This window comes from Pseudomonas sp. CM25, assembly GCF_013179705.1.
Classification (GTDB): domain Bacteria; phylum Pseudomonadota; class Gammaproteobacteria; order Pseudomonadales; family Pseudomonadaceae; genus Aquipseudomonas.
This window is the reverse complement of record NZ_JABMCW010000099.1, coordinates 1-17,193: the sequence shown is the minus strand read 5'-3', so window position 1 is coordinate 17,193 and position 17,193 is coordinate 1. Positions and strand designations below refer to the sequence as shown.

Sequence of the window (17,193 nt, the reverse complement as noted above, 5' to 3'; positions counted from 1 at the left end):
GGGGAAGGGGAACGCACCGGCGGAGCCGCCGCGGGCGGCGTATTCGCGTTCGGCTTCGCTGACCATGCGGTAGGGCTTGCCGGTGGTTTTCGCCAGCCACCGGGTGTAGGCCTGCACTTCGTCGTAGTCGACGCACACCGCTGGCTGGCGGGGGCCTTGCTGGTAGCTTGGCTTGCTGGCTTCGCACCAGCGGCCGGGGCGGTCGTCGCCACTTTTGATCACGGTGCCGGTGGCCTTGATGTAGGCATCCAGCTCGCCGGCGGTGACCTGGTAGCGGCTCATGGCGAAGAGCTTGGCGAAGGTCACGGTGTGCAAAGGGCCTTCGTCGGGCTGGCGGCCGACTTCGTCGTCGGGCGCGCCCATCACATAGCTGCCGGCGGGCAGCACGACCATTTCCGGGCAGTTTTTGCAGTCCTTGAACACGTCGCCTGGTTTGGCGGCATGGGCGTAGGCGCTGACCAGCAGCAGGCAGGTGATCTGGGCTGGCCGGTAGAGCCAGGTGGATACGTTCATCAGTGATCCTCGAATCGGGTGAATGCGTGCTGCGTTTCGCATTCAGACGAGACGGGGCGGTGAAAAATTAACCAGGGGGCGATGCGCTGCAGCCTGTGCGGGGCTCGCGGTAAAGCCGATGGCAGCAGTTGCCAGGCCCGATACACCGGGCTATAGTCCAGCCCATTGTTCTCTTCCTGAAGACCTGTTCATGCCAGCCAGCCCTTCCACCACAAGCTTTGCCATCGCGCCAGTCGCGGGCATGGTCGTGCGTGGCAGCCAGCAGCCGGTCATGATCAGTCACTACCCACCACCTGTCAGTGGCGTCGTAGGCGGCGTAGCTCCGCCTGCTTGCGTGGTCGTGCTGGGCTGATCGGCTTTAGGCCGCACCCCTTCGCACACGCAACCTACTGAACACGGTCGGCTACTTCCCACGCTGAAGCGCACGCCGTCCGTTTGGCTTTTTCGCCTAGCATCAGGTGGCAATACATGTCTGTCATTACCAAAGCATCCGTGGCCTCGGCGGCCACTACCAGCCTGTTCGTACTGCTGTGGAGCAGCGGCGCAATCGTCTCCAAACTGGGCCTGGCACATGCCAGCCCGTTCGCCTTCCTGCTGTTGCGCTCGGCACTGGCCCTGAGCGGCCTGCTGCTGATCGGGCCGCTGCTGGGCCTGCGCTGGCCGCGCAGCCGCGGGGCCATCCTGCGGGCGCTGGGCACCGGGTGCGTGCTGCTTGGCGCCTACCAGATCTTTTACCTGCTGGCGCTCAATACCCATGTCACCCCCGGCGTGATGGCCACGGTGATGGGGGTGCAACCGATCCTTACCGTGGTGCTGATGGAACGCCAGCGTTCCTGGAGCCGGTTGTTCGGCCTGGGGCTGGGGCTGGGTGGCTTGATCATGGTGGTGTACCAGGGCATCAACCTGGGCGGGGTATCGCTGGCGGGCATGCTGTTTGCCTTGCTGGCGCTGGCCAGCATGACCTTTGGTTCGATCCTGCAGAAACGCATTACCGACAACCCGATGGGCACGCTGCCGCTGCAGTACCTGGCGGGCTTTGCCATGTGCGCTGTGTTCGCACCGCTGCAGCCGCTGCATGTCGAGTGGACCGGCGGCTTCATCGGCGCGCTGCTGTGGATGGGGCTGGTGGTTTCGCTGTTGGCGACCTTGCTGCTGTACCGGCTCATCGCCAAGGGCAACCTGGTCAATGTCACCAGCCTGTTCTACCTGGTGCCGGCGGTGACGGCGGTGATGGACCTGCTGATCTTCGGTAACCGCCTGGCACCGCTCAGCCTGCTGGGCATGGGGCTGATCGTGGTGGGCCTGCTGTTCGTGTTCCGCAAGCCCGCTGCGCGCTTGGCCGAGGCGTAAGCGCTAGCGGAATTCTTCGGGGATGGTGTGGCGCAGCACGCCTTCCTCGAAGTCCAGCAGGCCGGCTTCGCGCTGGGTGAGCAGGTAGTAGAGCAGGGTATCGAGCGAACGCAGCGACGGCACCTCGACCGCCAGCATCTTCACTGCCGGCTCGGTTTCACAGGCGCAGCCGAAATCGAGCAAGGCTGCACGTACCTGGTCGAGGGTTTCCGGTGGCCTGACCACAACCCGGAACACCGAGCTGCCACTGCTGCTGCGCAGTTCATCGAACCAGGTTTCGCCAGCTTCTTCACGGGTGCCGATGAGGTCGCCCGGGGCTATGCCGTAGACATGAAAGGGAATGCTGTCGACGCTGTATCCGCCTTCCACGGCCTTGGCCCACAACCCCTCGACCGAGGCGGGCGGGTAGCCGTTCGGGTCCTGTTCCAGGCGGAACAGGACTTTTTTATATGCGTTGTCCATCGTTTACCCCGCGTCAGTTGCGTGCCGGGCGCAGCACCAGCCACAACGCTGCAGCAATCAGCAGGCCGCCGTACAGGTGTGCCAGCGACAATGGTTCGTCCAGCAGCCATGCCCCCCACAATACGCCGAATACCGGAATCAGGAAGGTCACCGTGCTGGCCTTGACCGGGCCGATTTCTTCCAGCAGGCGGAAGTACAGGATATACGCGAACGCCGTGCACAGCAGGCCCAGGCCCAGCAGCGACGACCAGACCTGCCAGCCACCCCAGCTGGCCGGTGGCTGGCTGATGGCGCTCCAGGCGAACAGCGGGCTCAGCAGCAGCGTGGCGCCCATCATGCTGCCCAACGCCGAGAGGCGGCTGTCGAGGCCGCTGACCCAGCGACGGGCAAGAAACCCGGCAAAGCCGTAGCAGGTGGTGGCCGCCAGGCAGGCGAGGGCGCCTTGCACCAGGGCCATGTCCAGCGCCACCGGGCCGGCGCCGCTGAGGATGCCGACGCCGAACAGGCCGAGGAAGATGCCGCAGAGCTTGGCCAGGGTCATTGGCTCGCGGAAGAACAGCACGCCGACCAGCACGCCCATCAGCGGTGTGGTGGCGTTGAAGATCGCCGAATAGCCCGCCGGCAGCACCTGCGCGGCCACGGAGTAGAAAGTGGCCGGGACACCGGAGTTGATCATGCCCAGCACCAGGCAGGCGCCAAGCTTGCCCTGGAAGTCCCAGCGCACGCGGGCGGCGGCGACGATGGCGACCAGGCCCAGGCAGGCGATGGAGACACGGAAGAACGCGGTCGGCACCGTGCCCAGCTCGGGTGCGATGATGCGCATGAACAGGAAACTCGCCCCCCAGACGGCGGCAAGTGTCAGCAGGCGGGCTAGGGCGATGGGGCTCACAACGGTCTCCGGAGGCAGGGCAGGGGCGCGAGTGTACGCCAGGGGGCGGTGCGATTCTTGTGCTTTCTTGCGCTGTAAACCTGTACCGGCCCATTCGCGGATGAATCGGACCACCGCACCGCGGCTCCTGCTTGCAGGAGATTGCCCAGCCCACAGGTCTCTGCTAAATCAGTCAGTTATGTGCAGTTCAATGTGAGATTGCCCAGCCCAGTGGGAGCGGGTTCACCCGCGAATGCGGTGGCGGCGACAACAGTGAATGCCCAAGGATATTGGCTGGCAGGTCCGGCCTCTTCGCGGCGGTTCGACGCCTCGATGAACCCGCTCCCACAGGGTCCCTGCTAAATCAGTAGTTATGTGCAGTCAATGTGAGATTGCCCAGCCCAGTGGGAGCGGGTTCACCCGCGAATGCGGTGGCGGCGACAACAGTGAATGCCCAAGGATATTGGTCGGCAGGTCCGGCCTCTTCGCGGGTAAACCCGCTCCCACAGGGTCCCTGCTAGATCAGTCAGTTATGTGCAGTTCAATGTGAGATTGCCCAGCCCAGTGGGAGCGGGTTCACCCGCGAATGCGGTGGCGGCGGCGACAGTGAATGCCCAAGGATATTGGCCGGCAGGTCCGGCCTCTTCGCGGCGGTTCGACGCCTCGATGAACCCGCTCCCACAGGGTCCCTGCTAAACCAGTGAGTCATGTGCAGTTCTATGAGAGAGGGTTTACCGAGGCGTCGAACCGCCGCGAATGGGCCGGCACAGGCACCGCATTTCAAACAGGCCGACTAAGCTGTGTAACTCACCCCCATCGAGGTTTCCGGCATGCCCCAACCCTGGCCCGCTGTCGAAATCGCCCGCACCATCCTTGCCGGCTTCGACGACTACCGCGACCACTTCCAGCGCATCACCCTTGGTGCCCGCCAGCGCTTCGAGCAGGCGCGCTGGCAGGCTATCCAGCAGGCCTCCGCCGCGCGCATCACCCTCTATGAAGAAAAGGTCGCCGAGGTCAACGGCTGGCTGCGCCAGGCCTTTGCCGCAGAGGTGCTGCTGGACGTGGAGCAGTGGCCGTTGGTGAAAAACGCCTACATCCAGCTGATCGACCCGCGGCTGGACGACGAGCTGGCCGAGACGTGGTACAACTCGCTGTTCTGCAGCCTGTTCAGCCACGACCTGATCAGCGATGGCAGCATGTTCATCCACACCACCCGGCCGTCCATGCGTGGCCGTGAGCGCGCTGCGCAAACCCGCACCTATCGGCCTGAAGGTGGCATCAAGGGGTTGCTGCGGGCGGTGTTCGACGATTACCCGTTCGATACGCCCTACGGCGACCTGGACGGCGACCTTGCACGCCTGGAAGAGCAACTGCGCGAATGCCTGCCGGACTGGGTGTGCAAGGACCCGGCCCTGGCCGTTGAGCTGTTCGTGCCGGTGCTGTACCGCAACAAGGGCGCCTACCTGGTGGGCCGCCTGTACAACGGCGACGAGCAATGGCCGTTGGCGATTGCCCTGCTGCACCGCGAGGGCCACGGCATCGAGGCTGATGCGCTGATCACCGACGAGGCCGAGGTCTCGATCATCTTCTCGTTCACCCGCTCCTACTTCATGGCCGATGTGCCGGTGCCGGCGGAGTTCGTCAATTTCCTCAAGCGCATTCTGCCGGGCAAGCACATTGCCGAGCTGTACACCTCGATCGGCTTCTACAAGCAGGGCAAGTCGGAGTTCTACCGGGCGCTGATCAACCACCTGGCCAGCAGCGACGACCGCTTCGTCATGGCGCCCGGGGTGCGCGGCATGGTCATGAGCGTGTTCACCCTGCCGGGCTTCAACACCGTGTTCAAGATCATCAAGGACCGCTTTTCGCCGTCCAAGACCGTCGACCGCGCCACGGTTATCGACAAGTACCGGCTGGTGAAAAGCGTCGACCGGGTAGGGCGCCTGGCCGATACCCAGGAGTTTGCCGATTTTCGCTTTCCGCGCAGCAAGTTCGAGCCGGAGTGCCTGGCCGAGTTGCTGGAGGTGGCACCGTCGACGGTGGCGCTGGAGGGCGATACGGTGCTGATCCGCCACTGCTGGACCGAGCGGCGCATGACGCCGTTGAACCTGTACCTGGAACACGCCAGCGAAGCCCAGGTGCTGGAGGCGCTGGAGGACTATGGGTTGGCGATCAAGCAATTGGCGGCGGCGAATATCTTCCCTGGCGACATGCTGCTGAAAAACTTCGGCGTTACCCGGCATGGCCGCGTGGTGTTCTACGACTATGACGAAATCTGCTTCCTGACCGAGGTGAACTTCCGCCATATACCGCCGCCACGTTACCCGGAAGACGAAATGTCGGGTGAGCCGTGGTACTCGATCGGGCCGCACGACGTATTCCCCGAGGAGTTTCCGCCGTTTCTGTTTGCCGATATCGGCCAGCGGCGGTTGTTCAGCCGTTTGCATGGGGAACTGTATGACGCGGATTACTGGAAGGGGCTGCAGGCGGCGATTCGCGAGGGCAAGGTGATCGATGTGTTCCCCTATCGGCGCAAAGGCAGGTAGTTGCCACGCCAGCACCGCCGGCCCTGCGTCGATCGGGTAAACCCGCCCAAACAGGGCAGGTTTACCGTGGGTCAGATATACGGTGCCTCATACGCATTCAACTGTTCCACAAACCGCCAATGGCTTTTCTTCCCGAACCCCATCAACCGCTTCAAGCGGATATCCCAGCGCATGTGGTGATTGGCAATCCACGGCAAGGCAAACAGATGCGCCCCACGCCACGGTATGAACGGGTTACGCCGCAGGCTGGCGTAAATCTCTACCCGGTGGCTGGCCTGGTGGCTGGCACAGCGGGCATGGAAGCCCGAGGTGTCCGCCACCACCAGGGTATTGGCCGGCACGGCAAAGCGCCGTGGCGGCGGCAGGCCGAGGGCGGCCAGGTCGGGCTCGTCGATGCGGAACGACCCTTCGCGGTGCATCCGCTCGACAGACCGCGCCGCCCCCAGGCTTTGCCGGTATTCCCACGCCAGCCGCTCCGGCGTCAGCCGATGCGACCCCGGCACATAACTGAACGGCCCCTGGTCATCCTCCACATCATCCAGGAACAACCAGGCCTTGGCCGTGGGGTGGAAGGTGTCGGCATGCAGCCGGGTCTGCGGGTCCTGGTCGGCATTGGCCGCGTCAATCACGATCGACTGCAACTGATAGGTAATGCCACCGGTATTGGACGACGCATAGGCAATCAGGTTTCGCACACCCTTGTCCGCCACAAACGCAGCACTGGCCGGGTTACACGCCAACACATCCTGGTCCAGGCTTACCCGGCGCGTTACCGCGCGGCCCTGGCGCATTTCCCAGCCAGTGCTGCGCAAGGCGCCCAGCTCGGCGCGCAATGCCGCAAACTGTTCGGCGGGCAGGGCGTTTTCACGGATGAAAAAACCGTTCTGCTCAAAATGCTCGCGCTCACCGGCATCCAGCCGCGAGGCCAGTGCCTGGCGGCGGTAGCCGGCCATGGCCATCGCCAGCTGGCGACGCTGTACATGCAAACCCAGCGCGTTCAGCCGGGCACTGCCCAGCACCGGGTTGTTCTCGAACGACTTGGCATGGGTAGCCAACTGCAAGCAATGCCAGGGGAGCGCCGCGTAACGGCCGATGTCCTTGATCGATACAGGCATGTTCTAGTCCTTTGATGGGGCCAGTGGCCGGCCGCAGCCGAGCATGGTCCGGGTATAGTTGAGCAACGGCGCCAATCGCTTGTTTGCCGCGCGCGCCGGGTGTGGCGCGCTGAGGCAGGCGAGGGCGTGCCAGGCATCGCAGGGCAAGTCTTGCTGGACGTCGGCATAGCGCGCATAGCGCAGCAGGGCGCCGGCTACCAACTGGTCCAGGGTCAGGCGCCGGGTTCGGCGCGGCAGTGGCTGGTGGTCCTCGGTCAGGCCCCAGCCGGCATAAAACGGCGTACCGTAGGTGACAACCGGTACACCGCGCAGCAAGGCCTCGAAACCGGCAGTGGAACTGAGCGTATGCAACGCATCGACCTGGCCATACAGGCCGGCGATGTCCACCCCGGCCAGCACCTGGTCCGCCAGCCCCACCAGTTGGGCGGGTGCCACCTGGCCCCGGCGCTTGCCGGCCTCTACGTCCGGGTGCGGCTTGTACAGCACCCAGGCATCCGGCAGCTGCGCCCGCACCTGTTGCAGCAAGCGCAGGTTGCACCCGGCACCGCCGCCGCTGCACGGCGCCGAGGCATCGTCCTCGACCTGGCCCACCACCAGTACCCGCAGCTGGCCCGGTTGCCCCAGCAGCGCGGGCCGCGCGTTGCTGCGCAGGTTGAACTTGCTGGCACCGCTGGCCACGATCTGCGCCCGCAGCCTTGCAGCCTCGGCCAGGGTTGCGGCATCGAAGGTGCCATGCTGCAGCAGTTGCTCCAGGTCGCTGGCAGACTGCGCATCGTAATGAATGCCACCCCGGTCCAGTACCAGCGACAGCGCCGGGCTGTTGCTGGCGCCCAGCCCCGTGGAGCGCAAAAAACCATCCTCGACCCGCCACAGCGGCACACCGGCCTGGCGCGCACGTTCGGCAAGGCCGGCCGGCTCGCGTGCCGCCCACACCAGCAGCCGGCCCTGTTCGGCGGCTACCTGCTGCACCAGCTGCGGCGTGTCCAGCGCAAAACGCAGCTGCCCCCAGCGGCTGGCAAAAAAGCGCCGGATATTGTGCTGCTTGTGCCGCTTCACCCCCAACACCGTGGTCGGGCCGGCAAACCCGGCATCGCGGGCCTTCTTGCGGGCCAGCTGACGGGCAACGGTCAAGGCATCGGTCAGCTGGCCGGTCAACGGGTCCACATAGCGGCAATAGCGCACATAAGCCGCAGCCACCAGCTGCACCAGGTCTGGCCGGGCCTGGCGGCGGGGGATGGCCATGCGGTCATCGGTCAGCCCCCAGCCCGCATAGAACGGCAGCCCGAAACAGGTCACCGGCACACCCTGGATCAACGCCTCCAGCCCCGCCTGGCTGGTGCCCACGTACACCCGCCGGGCACGCCGCGCCAGGGACGCCCAGGCCACCGGCCGCGCCTCCAGCGCTACCCCACGCGCCTGCGCCGCTGCCAGCAGGCAGCTGGGCTTCTGCCCGCCCAGGCAGTCGGGGTGGATGCGCACGCGCACGTCGGCGCCGGGGTTTTCGGCCAGCGCCACATCCAGCATGCGCACATAGTCGGCCTCGCACAGCCCGCCGCCCGGGATCGAATAGTCCCCGGCCGTCTGGTCCACCACCAGCACCAACGGCCGCTCGCGGCCCAGCGGGTCGTCTGCGGGCAAGTCCTGGGCGTTGTTGTATTTACCGATGCCGCTGCTGCGCATCAAATCGATCAGTTCGCGGGCGCAGCCCAGCTCGTAGTCGCTGAGGGCCTCGGGCTGCTGCAGAATGTTCTCCAGCAGCGAAGGGCGGTCTGCCAGGTAGTGAATACCCACCGGGTCGACCACCATCGACATCGGCGTGTCGCCCTCGATGCCCAGCGAGGAAGACCGCAGAAAACCGTCCTCCAGCGCAATGTAAGGCAGCCCCCAGCGCTGGCACAGCACCCGGGCCTGGGCCGACGACTGCTTGTAGCCGATACCGGCAATGGCCTTCAGCCCCTTGGGCGCCTTGCGCCCGCGCCGCCACAGCCAGAAGGGCGGGCCTTCCGGGCCGAGAAACTGCGGCAGGTGCAGCACCTTCCAGGCCACCCATTGCGACATGATGCCGACCCAGCCGGTGCCGTCTACCAACGCCTGCGGGGGCGTGAACTGGCCGATGTTGACGGGCATGTCAGCGCTCATGGCAACCACCGCATATAAAGGGCTGCACAGGCCTTGTGGCAGCGGGCATGCCCGCGAAGCAGGCGCCACCGTGGCTGGCAGCGGCGCAGCCGGTGTTCGCGGGCCAAGCCTGCCCCCACAGCCCCAAGGCAGCTGGTTGTTCCATAATGTGCATTACACCGCCCGCCACATGTTGCGCACCGGTGGAAACGGCACCCAGCGCTTGCGGCGCGGGGCAAAGCCGTTGTGCAGGTACAGCCGTTGCGCCCGAGGGTTGTTCAGCGGCACCTCCAGCTCGACCTGGGTAAAACCCTGGCCCGCAGCATGCGCACAGCACGCCTGCACCAGCGCCGCCCCCACGCCTTGCTGGCGGGCAGCCTTGCTCACCCGCAGCCCGTACAGCAGGAACGGGTAGCGCCATTCACGCAGCTCGCTCAGGCAAAAGCCGGCAAAGCGCACCCCGCCAGCCAGCAAGCCGAACTCCCGAATGAACGGCTGCCAGCGCAAGGCAAACGGCCCACGCTTGTCATGTTTGAACGCGGCAAAGCCCAGCACCTGCTCGCCGTCGAAGGCCAGCAGTACACGGTTCCAGTTGATGGCCGCGCCCAGCAGGCGATAACGGCACGCCGTATCGCCGATCAGAAACGCCAGCGAGCCCCGCCCTTCGGCCAGCAAGCGGGCCAGGGCAGGGGCTGCGGCACGCTCCGGCGCCAGGTCCGATCCCAGAACGATGTGCACCACCTTGTCAGGCTACCCCGGCGCTGGCAGCCGGCGCATGCCGGCCTTGCGCAGGCGCCTGGGCATGGGTGCAGGCATGGCCGAGCAAGGTACTGGACAACTGCTGTACCGCCAGTGCACTGGCACGGCAGCCCGGCTGGTGGCGGTTGGACCAGATCAGGTAGTCGGTGTCACCCGCGGGTGCGCCGATTGCCTGGTACACCCCAGGCAAGATCGGCACATGGTCACCATAGAAGCACAGCAGCGCCTCGTTCGGCCGGGCCATCAGCGTTTCGCGCAGCATGCCCAGCATGCGGTCGGCATTACAGATATGCCGCACATAAGGGCCCAGGTCCTGCATGCCCGGTTGCAGCGGGCGGTCGAACCAGGCGGGCAGCTCGTGCGCGGCCGCGCTTTCCAGGTGCAGCGGGCCGTGGTTTTCCATGGTTACCGCATGGATGAACAGCGGCTGGGTACGGCCTGGCGCCTGCAGCAGTTCGCGGATCTTTTCCGCCACGGCGCAATCACCAATGAACGGCCCGGCCTTTTGCGAAGCGTCGAACGCCTTTACATCGATGAACTCGTCAAAGCCCAGCGCCGGCAGCACCTTGTTGCGCCCATAAAAGCCGCCATCGTAGGGGTGAATGCAGACAGTGCGGTAACCCTGCGCCTTGAGCGTGGAGGCGATGCTGGGCAGGCCCTGACGGGCCAGCACGCGGTACGGGTTGAAGCGGTGCACCCCCAGCCGGCCCGTGGGGATACCGGTCAGGTAGGCGAACTCGGTACGCACCGTATTGGCGCCCCAGGCCGCGACCTGCAGCTTGCCCCGGGCCAGCGCCTGACTGGCCAGCAGGTCGTACTGGTCGAGCACCTGCGGGCGCACGCCCGGCCACAGGTCGCGCACATCGAAGAACGACTCGCTCTGTACCGAGACCAGGTCCGGCAGCGATGTGGGCTGGCCAAAGCCCGATCCAGCAGCGGCCTTCGCCGGCGAAGAGGCCGGCACAGGCTCACCCGCAAACGGCGACCCCAACCCGGCCCGGTCGACCGGCGCCCGCGCCGCCCAGAAGTACCGCCATAAACTGGCCGCCAACCCCCAGGCACGCACATCCCGCTCGGCATCAAAGCTCGGCTGCACCTGCCGACGGCCCAAACGCAACAGCCCCAGCCCCACCGCCAGCGGCAGCAGCGCCGCAAGCCGCGCACCCGGCACCTCGAAGCTCAGCCCCGCCCACAGGTAAACCAGAAAGCCCACCGCCAGCAACGCCGCCTTGCCGAAACCGAAAAACGGCAGGTACAAGCGCGGAAACTTCACTGCATCGCTGAAATATTCAAAGTCTGCACACACAAACGGCTCGCGCAGCGAGTGATACTTGGAATTGCTCACCAGCACGATCAACAGCCACAGCAGCAGCAGGTTCACGCCACTGAACAACGGCCGCGCCGTCAGCGCATACAGCAGCCCAAGCCCCACGCACCACAGCCCGGCATGCAGCATCCAGCAGTCGGCCGGGCGGCGCAGGGCAGGGCAGGGCACCAGCAGGCGCTCGACGCCAACGGTCAGCGCCAGGCCACCCAGGGCAACCGGCAACAAGGAAACATCAATCACTGTACTTCAACCCACGCAGGATCATCGAAGAAAGCCACTGCGGGATAAGCCCCAGCAGCCAGGTGCCCAGGTTGAGCGGAAACGGAAAGCTGATACGCGCCTGGTTCGCCGCCAGCCCGCGCTTGATCCGCCTGGCCGCTTTTTCGGCCGTCCACAGAAAAGGTTTAGGCCCAGGCATTTCGAAGCACATCTTCGACTCCACATAGCCCGGCACAATCACATTCACCTTCACCCCTTCCGGCGCCAGCCAGTCACGGATGGCCTCGCCATACACGCGGATCGCCGCCTTGCTGGCGCTGTAGGTTGGCGTCACCGGCAACCCACGCCAGCCCGCCAGCGAGCTGAACAGCGCGATCTGCCCATGGCCACGGCTGCGCATGGCCGGCAGCGCGGCCTCGACGGTGGCCAGCGCGGCCATCACGTTCACTTCCATCAGCGCCCGGCTGTCGTCCCAGGCCTCCGGCTCGCCATTGGCACCCACCGCCGTATTTAGCCCGGCCCCCACCAGCACCAGGTCGGGCTGATGGGCGTCGCTGACGCGCCGCACCATCGCCCGCAGCGCGTCCAGGTCGCGCACGTCCAGGGCCTCCAGCAACACCAGCGCCCCCAGGGCGCGGCACTGCTCGGCCATTTCGTCCAGGCGGTCCTGGCGCCGGCCTTGCAGGATCAGGGTCACGCCAGGGGCCGCGTAGGCCGGCGCCAGCGCGCCACCGATGCCGCCGGTGGCGCCGGTGATGAGGATGCAGCGAGGTGAAGCGTGCGAACTCATAGGTATTTTTCGATTCTTGAGGTTTTCGCCATCAGGACTTCCAGGCAGTTGGTCACTGCCATGTCCATGCCGCAGCCGGTGTAGAAGCCGCCGTTGACCTGGGTGGTGTGGATGACCGTGTTGCGGAAACGTTGGAACAAGGTGTTGTCGGGGGCCTCGGGCTGCTGCCAGAAACCGTCCAGCCCGCCCTGGTGCGTAAGCCCCGGCATGGCGTAGATCGGATCGGCCAGTGTGCAGGTCGGGCGGTGGTGCAGCAATGCCGAAGCACCGGCGGTGCTGTTGACGGTGATCATGCCGGTGATGTGCGAAAGCAGCGTGGGCATGTGCCCGCTTTCCATGAAATCGACGCGCTCGGCCACGTCATATTTGCGCGCCAGCTGCTCGGTGACCTTGCGGTAGTTGATCAGCCCCGGCGTCAGTGGGTGGTTCTTCACCAACAGGCGCGCATCGAACGGCGCGTTGAGCGAGAACGAATCGATCACATGCTCGATCACTTGGGTCATGTTCTGGAACGGCGAGTGGTCGCGGATCTGCGAATCGCTGTCCAGCTGCAAGGGCAGCAGGAATGTGGGGTGGCGCTCCCGCGCGACCTCGGCCACCAGCGCGTCGTCATGCACCCGGGCGCGCAACAGGCGCACGCCCTGGCGAATGAAACCGGCGTACTCGGTGGCCGCGTTGAACGGCGCATGGGTGCGGTAGCGCGGAAAGCACAGCCGGTTCAGCGCGCCACCGGCGTGGTACAGCACATCGTGCGTGGCGCGGGCGGTGAACGACAGCTTGAACGGGTTGCCGTTCTGATAGCGCGGAATGTACTTGCCCACGTCGCGGTACCATTGCGGATCACGTGGTAGGCGCGAGTTGTAGTTCACCCCGTCGCGCTCCAGGGTCACCCAGTAGGGCCGGAAGTAGCCTTCTTCGAACACATGCACGCGAATGCCCGACAACCGCGCCAATGCCACTGCCGGGCGGTGCACCGGGCGGCAGTCGCCGAACAGCACCAGGTCGGTGATGTCCAGCTGGCGGAACACCTGGGAATACCAGGCCTCCGTGTCTTCGGCACGGTGCGGGCAGGTCAGCCGCGCGCCACCGGGGCCATAGAGGGCGTCACCGACATTGAAGCGCACGCTGTGCACCCGTTGGCCGATATCGCGCAGCCCTTTGGCAAGGCGGCTGAAAAAGGGCGAACTGACACCCTGCAGCAACAGAAAATTATGGGTGGGGATACGCAGCAAAGGACCACGCGTCGCCCTCGCAATCAGTTCGTCGGGCGCTTCATGCCCAACAAACTGCTCAAGCGTCGTTTCAAGTCCTGCCATCGGGATGAAGCTCCAGGCTGCGGTAACGCATGCCAATTTTGTAGTTCGTATAAGGTCTGTTCGGCAGTGGTGAAGCGGTTGGTGACCAGGCTTACGTAGGTGGGGTAGAGCAGCAACGTGCCGGCCACCAGCTGGTCCAGCGTCAGTTGCCGGCTGCGCCGCGCCTGCACGTGGGCTTGCAGGTCCAGGTCGCGCGTCAGCCCCCAGCCGGCGTAGAACGGCTGGCCATAGGTGGTCACCGGTACCCCGCGCAACAGCGCCTCGAAGCCCGACTGCGAGGTCAGCACATGCACCTCGTCCACCACCTCCAGCAACTGCTGCAGGGGCGTATCGCCGATCACTTCGTCGCACCAGTGCACGGTCTGCGCTTCGTCATCACCCGGCGCACGCGTGCCGGCCAGCACCTCGGGGTGGGGCTTGTACAACACCCACGCCTCAGGGTTCTGCTCACGCACGGCACGCAGCAGTTGCAGGTTGCTGCGGATACGGTTGCCGCCAAAGCGGATGGACGCATCGCCTTCCACCTGGCCAGGCACCAGGATCACCCGCTGCGCCTGCGCCGGGCGCTGCCAGCTGGCCCCCGGCAAGTTGTACTTGGTCAGCCCCGCAGCACAGATAGCCACGCGCAGGGCATTCGCGCGGGCCAGCAACTGCGGGGTGAACGGCTCATCGGCCAGAATGCGCTCAAGGCGCGAAGGCCGCGTGGCGTCGTAGTAGATACCCAGGTCATCGACCACCCACGACAACGGTCGCGCCTTGCCCGCGCCCAGCCCTACCGAACGCAGAAAGCCGTCCTCTACCCGGTTGACCGGCAGCGGGTGCGCAGTAAGGTCGGTGTCGTGCTTGCAGCCCCAGGACACCACCGGCACATCATGCGTCAGCGGCTGTTCGGGCTTGACGAAGCGGATGGCCGCGCCATTGAAAAAAAGGTTGGCCAGCGGCTCTTTCCAGCGGCTGAAGCCCAGCATCTGCACCGCGCTCGGCAGCACGCTGCGGTGGCGGCGCTGCAGGCCAAGCCAGTTGATCAGCACCTCTGGCGTGCACGGTTGGCCCCGCTCCGGGCACACATAGCGCGGGTAAGCCACCAGGCTGGCATGCACCAGCTGCGCCAACGGCACAGGCGTGCGCCGCGAAGGCGCGGGCAAGCGGTCATCAGTCAGCCCCCAGCCGGCATAGAACGGCATGCCCCAGGTGTGCACCGGCACATCCCAGAGCAAGGCGTCGAAGCCCAGTTGCGACGTCATGACGAACACAGCGCGCATGTGTGGCAACAAGTCGGCCGGGTGGATATTGCGTGCCAGCACCTGTACACGCGGGTTGCTGGCCAGCGCCGCCAGGTCGAAGTGCCCGGTCTTGCGCCCGGCCACCACGTCAGGGTGCACCTTGAGCACGACGGTGCTGTGCGGGTAGCGCGCCAACGCCGCATCCAGCATCGCCCGGAATTCGTCTGCCCCCGCGCCCTGCAGCGAGGCATCGCCACAGGTCTGGTCGGCCACCAGCACGCAGTCCGCCGGCAGGGCTGGCAGCTCGATGCGTGCGTCGTTGTATTTGGACACCCGCTGCTGCTGCCACAGGGTGCGCAGCGCCAGGGCGCGTGCGGTCTGTTCTGCGTCGAGGGGCGTGGCGATCAACTGTTCGAGGCGGGACGGTTGGGTGGCGTCGTAGTACACGCCTACGTCATCGACGATTAGCGACAGGGGCGGTTCGTCAGCGCCCAGGCCTACTGAGCGGATAAAGCCGTCTTCCAGCGTGAGTACGGGCTTGCCGGCCTTGTGCGCCTCGGCCATTGCCTTGATCGCGCTGGGCTTGCGGCCCCAGGCCATTACCCAGTCAGCAAGCTCTACATCGCGCACGGCACCGTTTTGCAGCGCGAATTCGGGCAGCAATGCAGGCAACGTACTGATGCGCTGGGCTCCTTTGGACAGGACCAGCAGGCGAGGGCGGGGCGAAGCGTCGTCCATAAACGTGAAGCGGCATCCATTTAGCAAAGGGCGGCAGGCGCGGTGTGCTCTGCGGGTCCGTGGGGTTGGGAGAGGGCGAATCTTAATACAAAATCAGATTTGTAGGCGCGCCGTTGGGGAAAAATCCTGAAAAGAAATTAGACGATCTGTGCAATTGATGACCTATGGCATCAAATTGCTATCTAATTCCCGCAAACTCCCCGAAACCGCTGCTTTGAAGGCCGTGACGTTTAGGAGCGGGCTTGCCCGCGAAGCTTCGGGGCCTCATATCCAAAAAGCCCTTTTACCCGTAATTCAGCAACCCCAGCAAATAGTTGTATTTTTCTAGCAGCAACGCCATCCGGTCGCGTTCCTTGTACTCAGCGACCGTCTCAGGGCGCAGGCAATGGAACAGGGCTGTGAGTAGAAACACGTAACGCAAGTTCCCTAGCGCCTGTTCTACATCGAAGCGCTCAGGCAAGGCAGCACGGTACGACTCAATAAAGTCGGTCTGCGCTGTCAGGAACACCTTCATGTCCTTACGTCTGAACAGACTGCCCAGATAAGCGCCACCGTCAAAGCCTATCCGCCCAACCTTCACCTCGCTCCAGTCGATCAGGTGCAATTGGCCTTTGTCGACAAACAGGTTCTTTTGCAGGTAGTCCATGTGGCTGATGCAGTGGGGGCTTCGACGGGCCTCGGCTGCCATTTTCTGTGTCAGCGGTATAAACGCTTTGAATCGCTCTGCCAGGCCGGCAAACCGCTGGTCCTCAAGCCCAAGCTTTACAAGCTCTGGTAGACAACGGGCAAAGTTGAAGCGTGGGCGCAAGAGGAACCAAGGCCTGAAGAAATCCATGCTCCATAGCAGGGGCGCTTTGCAAAGCGGCTGGGCTTGCAAGTAGTCGTGGCTGAGCGCCTCCAGTTCGGCAACACCTAGCGCAAGTTGTTTGCCAATTTTGTGCATCCGTGGCGGTTTGCCGCGAACGAACTCAGTGAATATCAAGCTCTCAGAAGGCGTCTCGATGACGCCTAGGCAGGAGGGGTAATGGAAGTGCTTGCTTCCAGCCAGCATCCCCTCTGTGCGATGGAATCTGGCCTCTTGGCTTCCGATAAGTGCCAGCTTGCGAATCGACTTTTCTACAACCTCGACTGGCTGGCCGGTGCTTGGATCAAGCAGGTGATGATGCCGCACGTAATTCACAAAGGAGGCGTTGCCGCCTAACACTTCGCTGGTGATCTCCAGCGGTTTGTCGGTCCATTCGGGCCTTAGCGCGCGCAAATGGTCTTCAAGTGAGGCCCGGTGCCAGCGATAGAGCGTTTTGCTGCTCAAACGCGGGCGTGGAGGGGGGGTAGTTACATCCATGTTGGCAATGCCATGCGTCCGGCTTAAAGCGATGAAGGAAGGGTATGCTGCTGTATGAGAGTGCTGGGCACAATGAAAAGTTACATCAAGATATTGATTTAGAAGGCCAAGAAGGCTGGGAGGTATAGTTCTGGAGGCTAGAGAACCCAAGGCGTTGCGCCTCTGGGCAAGCTGATTTCAAGGGCTTCGATTTCTTTAAGATGTTGCCCCAAGCGGTAGAGTAGGAAAGCACGCGAGTGAAGATTTTTGGCGAGCTCATGCGACCCCTGCTTGGTACAAGGCCGCTCCCACAGAGGACGGCGTGCACAATCCCCTATGGGAGCGGCCTTGTGCCGCGAACGAGGGCCAAAGGCCCTCGCCTTCCTTGTATCAGTCTTCCTGCAGCTCTTCGGCAGTACCGAGGATGTTCTCCAGGGTGAAGCCGAACTCTTCGAACAGTGCCGAAGCCGGCGCCGACTCACCGTAGGTGGTCATGCCGATGATACGACCTTCCAGACCGACGTACTT

15 protein-coding genes are annotated in these 17,193 nt (G+C 64.5%); 3 read left to right on the top strand and 12 right to left on the bottom strand.

The features are described 5' to 3' along the window. Positions 1-513, bottom strand: a 513-nt coding sequence (locus tag HP546_RS13055) for an SUMF1/EgtB/PvdO family nonheme iron enzyme (RefSeq protein WP_172225557.1), incomplete at its 3' end; no start/stop codon positions are given. Between the two features lie 190 nt (positions 514-703). Between HP546_RS13055 and HP546_RS13050 the strand changes: the two genes are divergently transcribed. Together HP546_RS13050 and HP546_RS13045 are read left to right on the top strand one after the other, a co-directional pair. After that, a complete protein-coding gene (locus HP546_RS13050; RefSeq protein WP_172225539.1) occupies positions 704-865 on the top strand; it encodes a hypothetical protein in 162 nt (53 codons plus the stop codon). A gap of 116 nt (positions 866-981) precedes the next feature. After that, entirely contained in the window at positions 982-1,863 is an 882-nt protein-coding gene (locus HP546_RS13045) for a DMT family transporter (RefSeq protein WP_172225536.1), read from the top strand. Positions 1,864-1,866: 3 nt separating this feature from the next. Here HP546_RS13045 and HP546_RS13040 read toward each other — a convergent pair whose 3' ends face one another. Both HP546_RS13040 and HP546_RS13035 read right to left on the bottom strand, forming a co-directional pair. Beyond that, positions 1,867-2,325: a DUF4265 domain-containing protein gene (locus tag HP546_RS13040; protein ID WP_172225533.1), complete on the bottom strand. Its 459-nt coding sequence runs from the start codon at positions 2,323-2,325 to the stop codon at positions 1,867-1,869. A gap of 13 nt (positions 2,326-2,338) precedes the next feature. Beyond that, positions 2,339-3,214, bottom strand: coding sequence for an EamA family transporter (locus HP546_RS13035; RefSeq protein WP_172225530.1), 876 nt, complete (start codon positions 3,212-3,214; stop codon positions 2,339-2,341). An 809-nt stretch (positions 3,215-4,023) separates the two neighbouring features. Between HP546_RS13035 and aceK the strand changes: the two genes are divergently transcribed. Further along, on the top strand, positions 4,024-5,739 hold the full coding sequence (gene aceK, locus HP546_RS13030; protein ID WP_172225527.1) for a bifunctional isocitrate dehydrogenase kinase/phosphatase: 1,716 nt from the start codon (positions 4,024-4,026) through the stop codon (positions 5,737-5,739). A 71-nt stretch (positions 5,740-5,810) separates the two neighbouring features. On the opposite strand, the gene HP546_RS13025 is transcribed toward aceK, so the two are convergent. The 9 genes from HP546_RS13025 to HP546_RS31380 form a co-directional block, all read right to left on the bottom strand. Further along, the gene (locus HP546_RS13025) at positions 5,811-6,854 is read right to left on the bottom strand and encodes a phytanoyl-CoA dioxygenase family protein (RefSeq protein ID WP_172225524.1); all 1,044 of its coding nucleotides are present in this window, start codon (positions 6,852-6,854) and stop codon (positions 5,811-5,813) included. A 3-nt stretch (positions 6,855-6,857) separates the two neighbouring features. Further along, entirely contained in the window at positions 6,858-8,981 is a 2,124-nt protein-coding gene (locus HP546_RS13020; RefSeq protein ID WP_256678471.1) for a capsular polysaccharide biosynthesis protein, read from the bottom strand. Positions 8,982-9,146: 165 nt separating this feature from the next. Continuing rightward, positions 9,147-9,713, bottom strand: a complete 567-nt coding sequence (locus HP546_RS13015; RefSeq protein ID WP_172225518.1) for a GNAT family N-acetyltransferase — start codon at positions 9,711-9,713, stop codon at positions 9,147-9,149. A gap of 4 nt (positions 9,714-9,717) precedes the next feature. After that, positions 9,718-11,283, bottom strand: a complete 1,566-nt coding sequence (locus tag HP546_RS13010) for an LTA synthase family protein (RefSeq protein ID WP_172225560.1) — start codon at positions 11,281-11,283, stop codon at positions 9,718-9,720. A 7-nt stretch (positions 11,284-11,290) separates the two neighbouring features. Beyond that, the gene (locus HP546_RS13005; RefSeq protein WP_172225515.1) at positions 11,291-12,067 is read right to left on the bottom strand and encodes an SDR family oxidoreductase; all 777 of its coding nucleotides are present in this window, start codon (positions 12,065-12,067) and stop codon (positions 11,291-11,293) included. Continuing rightward, a complete protein-coding gene (locus tag HP546_RS13000) occupies positions 12,064-13,383 on the bottom strand; it encodes a capsule biosynthesis protein (protein ID WP_172225512.1) in 1,320 nt (439 codons plus the stop codon). Before HP546_RS13000 ends, HP546_RS13005 begins: the two co-directional genes overlap by 4 nt. After that, a complete protein-coding gene (locus tag HP546_RS12995) occupies positions 13,323-15,344 on the bottom strand; it encodes a capsular polysaccharide biosynthesis protein (RefSeq protein ID WP_172225509.1) in 2,022 nt (673 codons plus the stop codon). Before HP546_RS12995 ends, HP546_RS13000 begins: the two co-directional genes overlap by 61 nt. 283 nt (positions 15,345-15,627) lie before the next feature. Beyond that, a complete protein-coding gene (locus HP546_RS12990; RefSeq protein WP_256678470.1) occupies positions 15,628-16,653 on the bottom strand; it encodes a phosphotransferase in 1,026 nt (341 codons plus the stop codon). Positions 16,654-17,055: 402 nt separating this feature from the next. Beyond that, positions 17,056-17,193 (bottom strand): hypothetical protein (locus tag HP546_RS31380; RefSeq protein WP_172225503.1); only part of this gene is annotated, 138 nt, incomplete at its 5' end.

Coding starts and splice junctions, on each gene's coding strand:
- HP546_RS13005 (WP_172225515.1), bottom strand. CDS start 12,067: ATGAGTTCGCACGCTTCACCTCGCTGCATCCTCATCACCGGCGCCACC.
- HP546_RS13020 (WP_256678471.1), bottom strand. CDS start 8,981: ATGCCCGTCAACATCGGCCAGTTCACGCCCCCGCAGGCGTTGGTAGAC.
- HP546_RS13025 (WP_172225524.1), bottom strand. CDS start 6,854: ATGCCTGTATCGATCAAGGACATCGGCCGTTACGCGGCGCTCCCCTGG.
- HP546_RS13050 (WP_172225539.1), top strand. CDS start 704: ATGCCAGCCAGCCCTTCCACCACAAGCTTTGCCATCGCGCCAGTCGCG.
- aceK (WP_172225527.1), top strand. CDS start 4,024: ATGCCCCAACCCTGGCCCGCTGTCGAAATCGCCCGCACCATCCTTGCC.
- HP546_RS13000 (WP_172225512.1), bottom strand. CDS start 13,383: ATGGCAGGACTTGAAACGACGCTTGAGCAGTTTGTTGGGCATGAAGCG.
- HP546_RS13045 (WP_172225536.1), top strand. CDS start 982: ATGTCTGTCATTACCAAAGCATCCGTGGCCTCGGCGGCCACTACCAGC.
- HP546_RS13040 (WP_172225533.1), bottom strand. CDS start 2,325: ATGGACAACGCATATAAAAAAGTCCTGTTCCGCCTGGAACAGGACCCG.
- HP546_RS12995 (WP_172225509.1), bottom strand. CDS start 15,344: ATGGACGACGCTTCGCCCCGCCCTCGCCTGCTGGTCCTGTCCAAAGGA.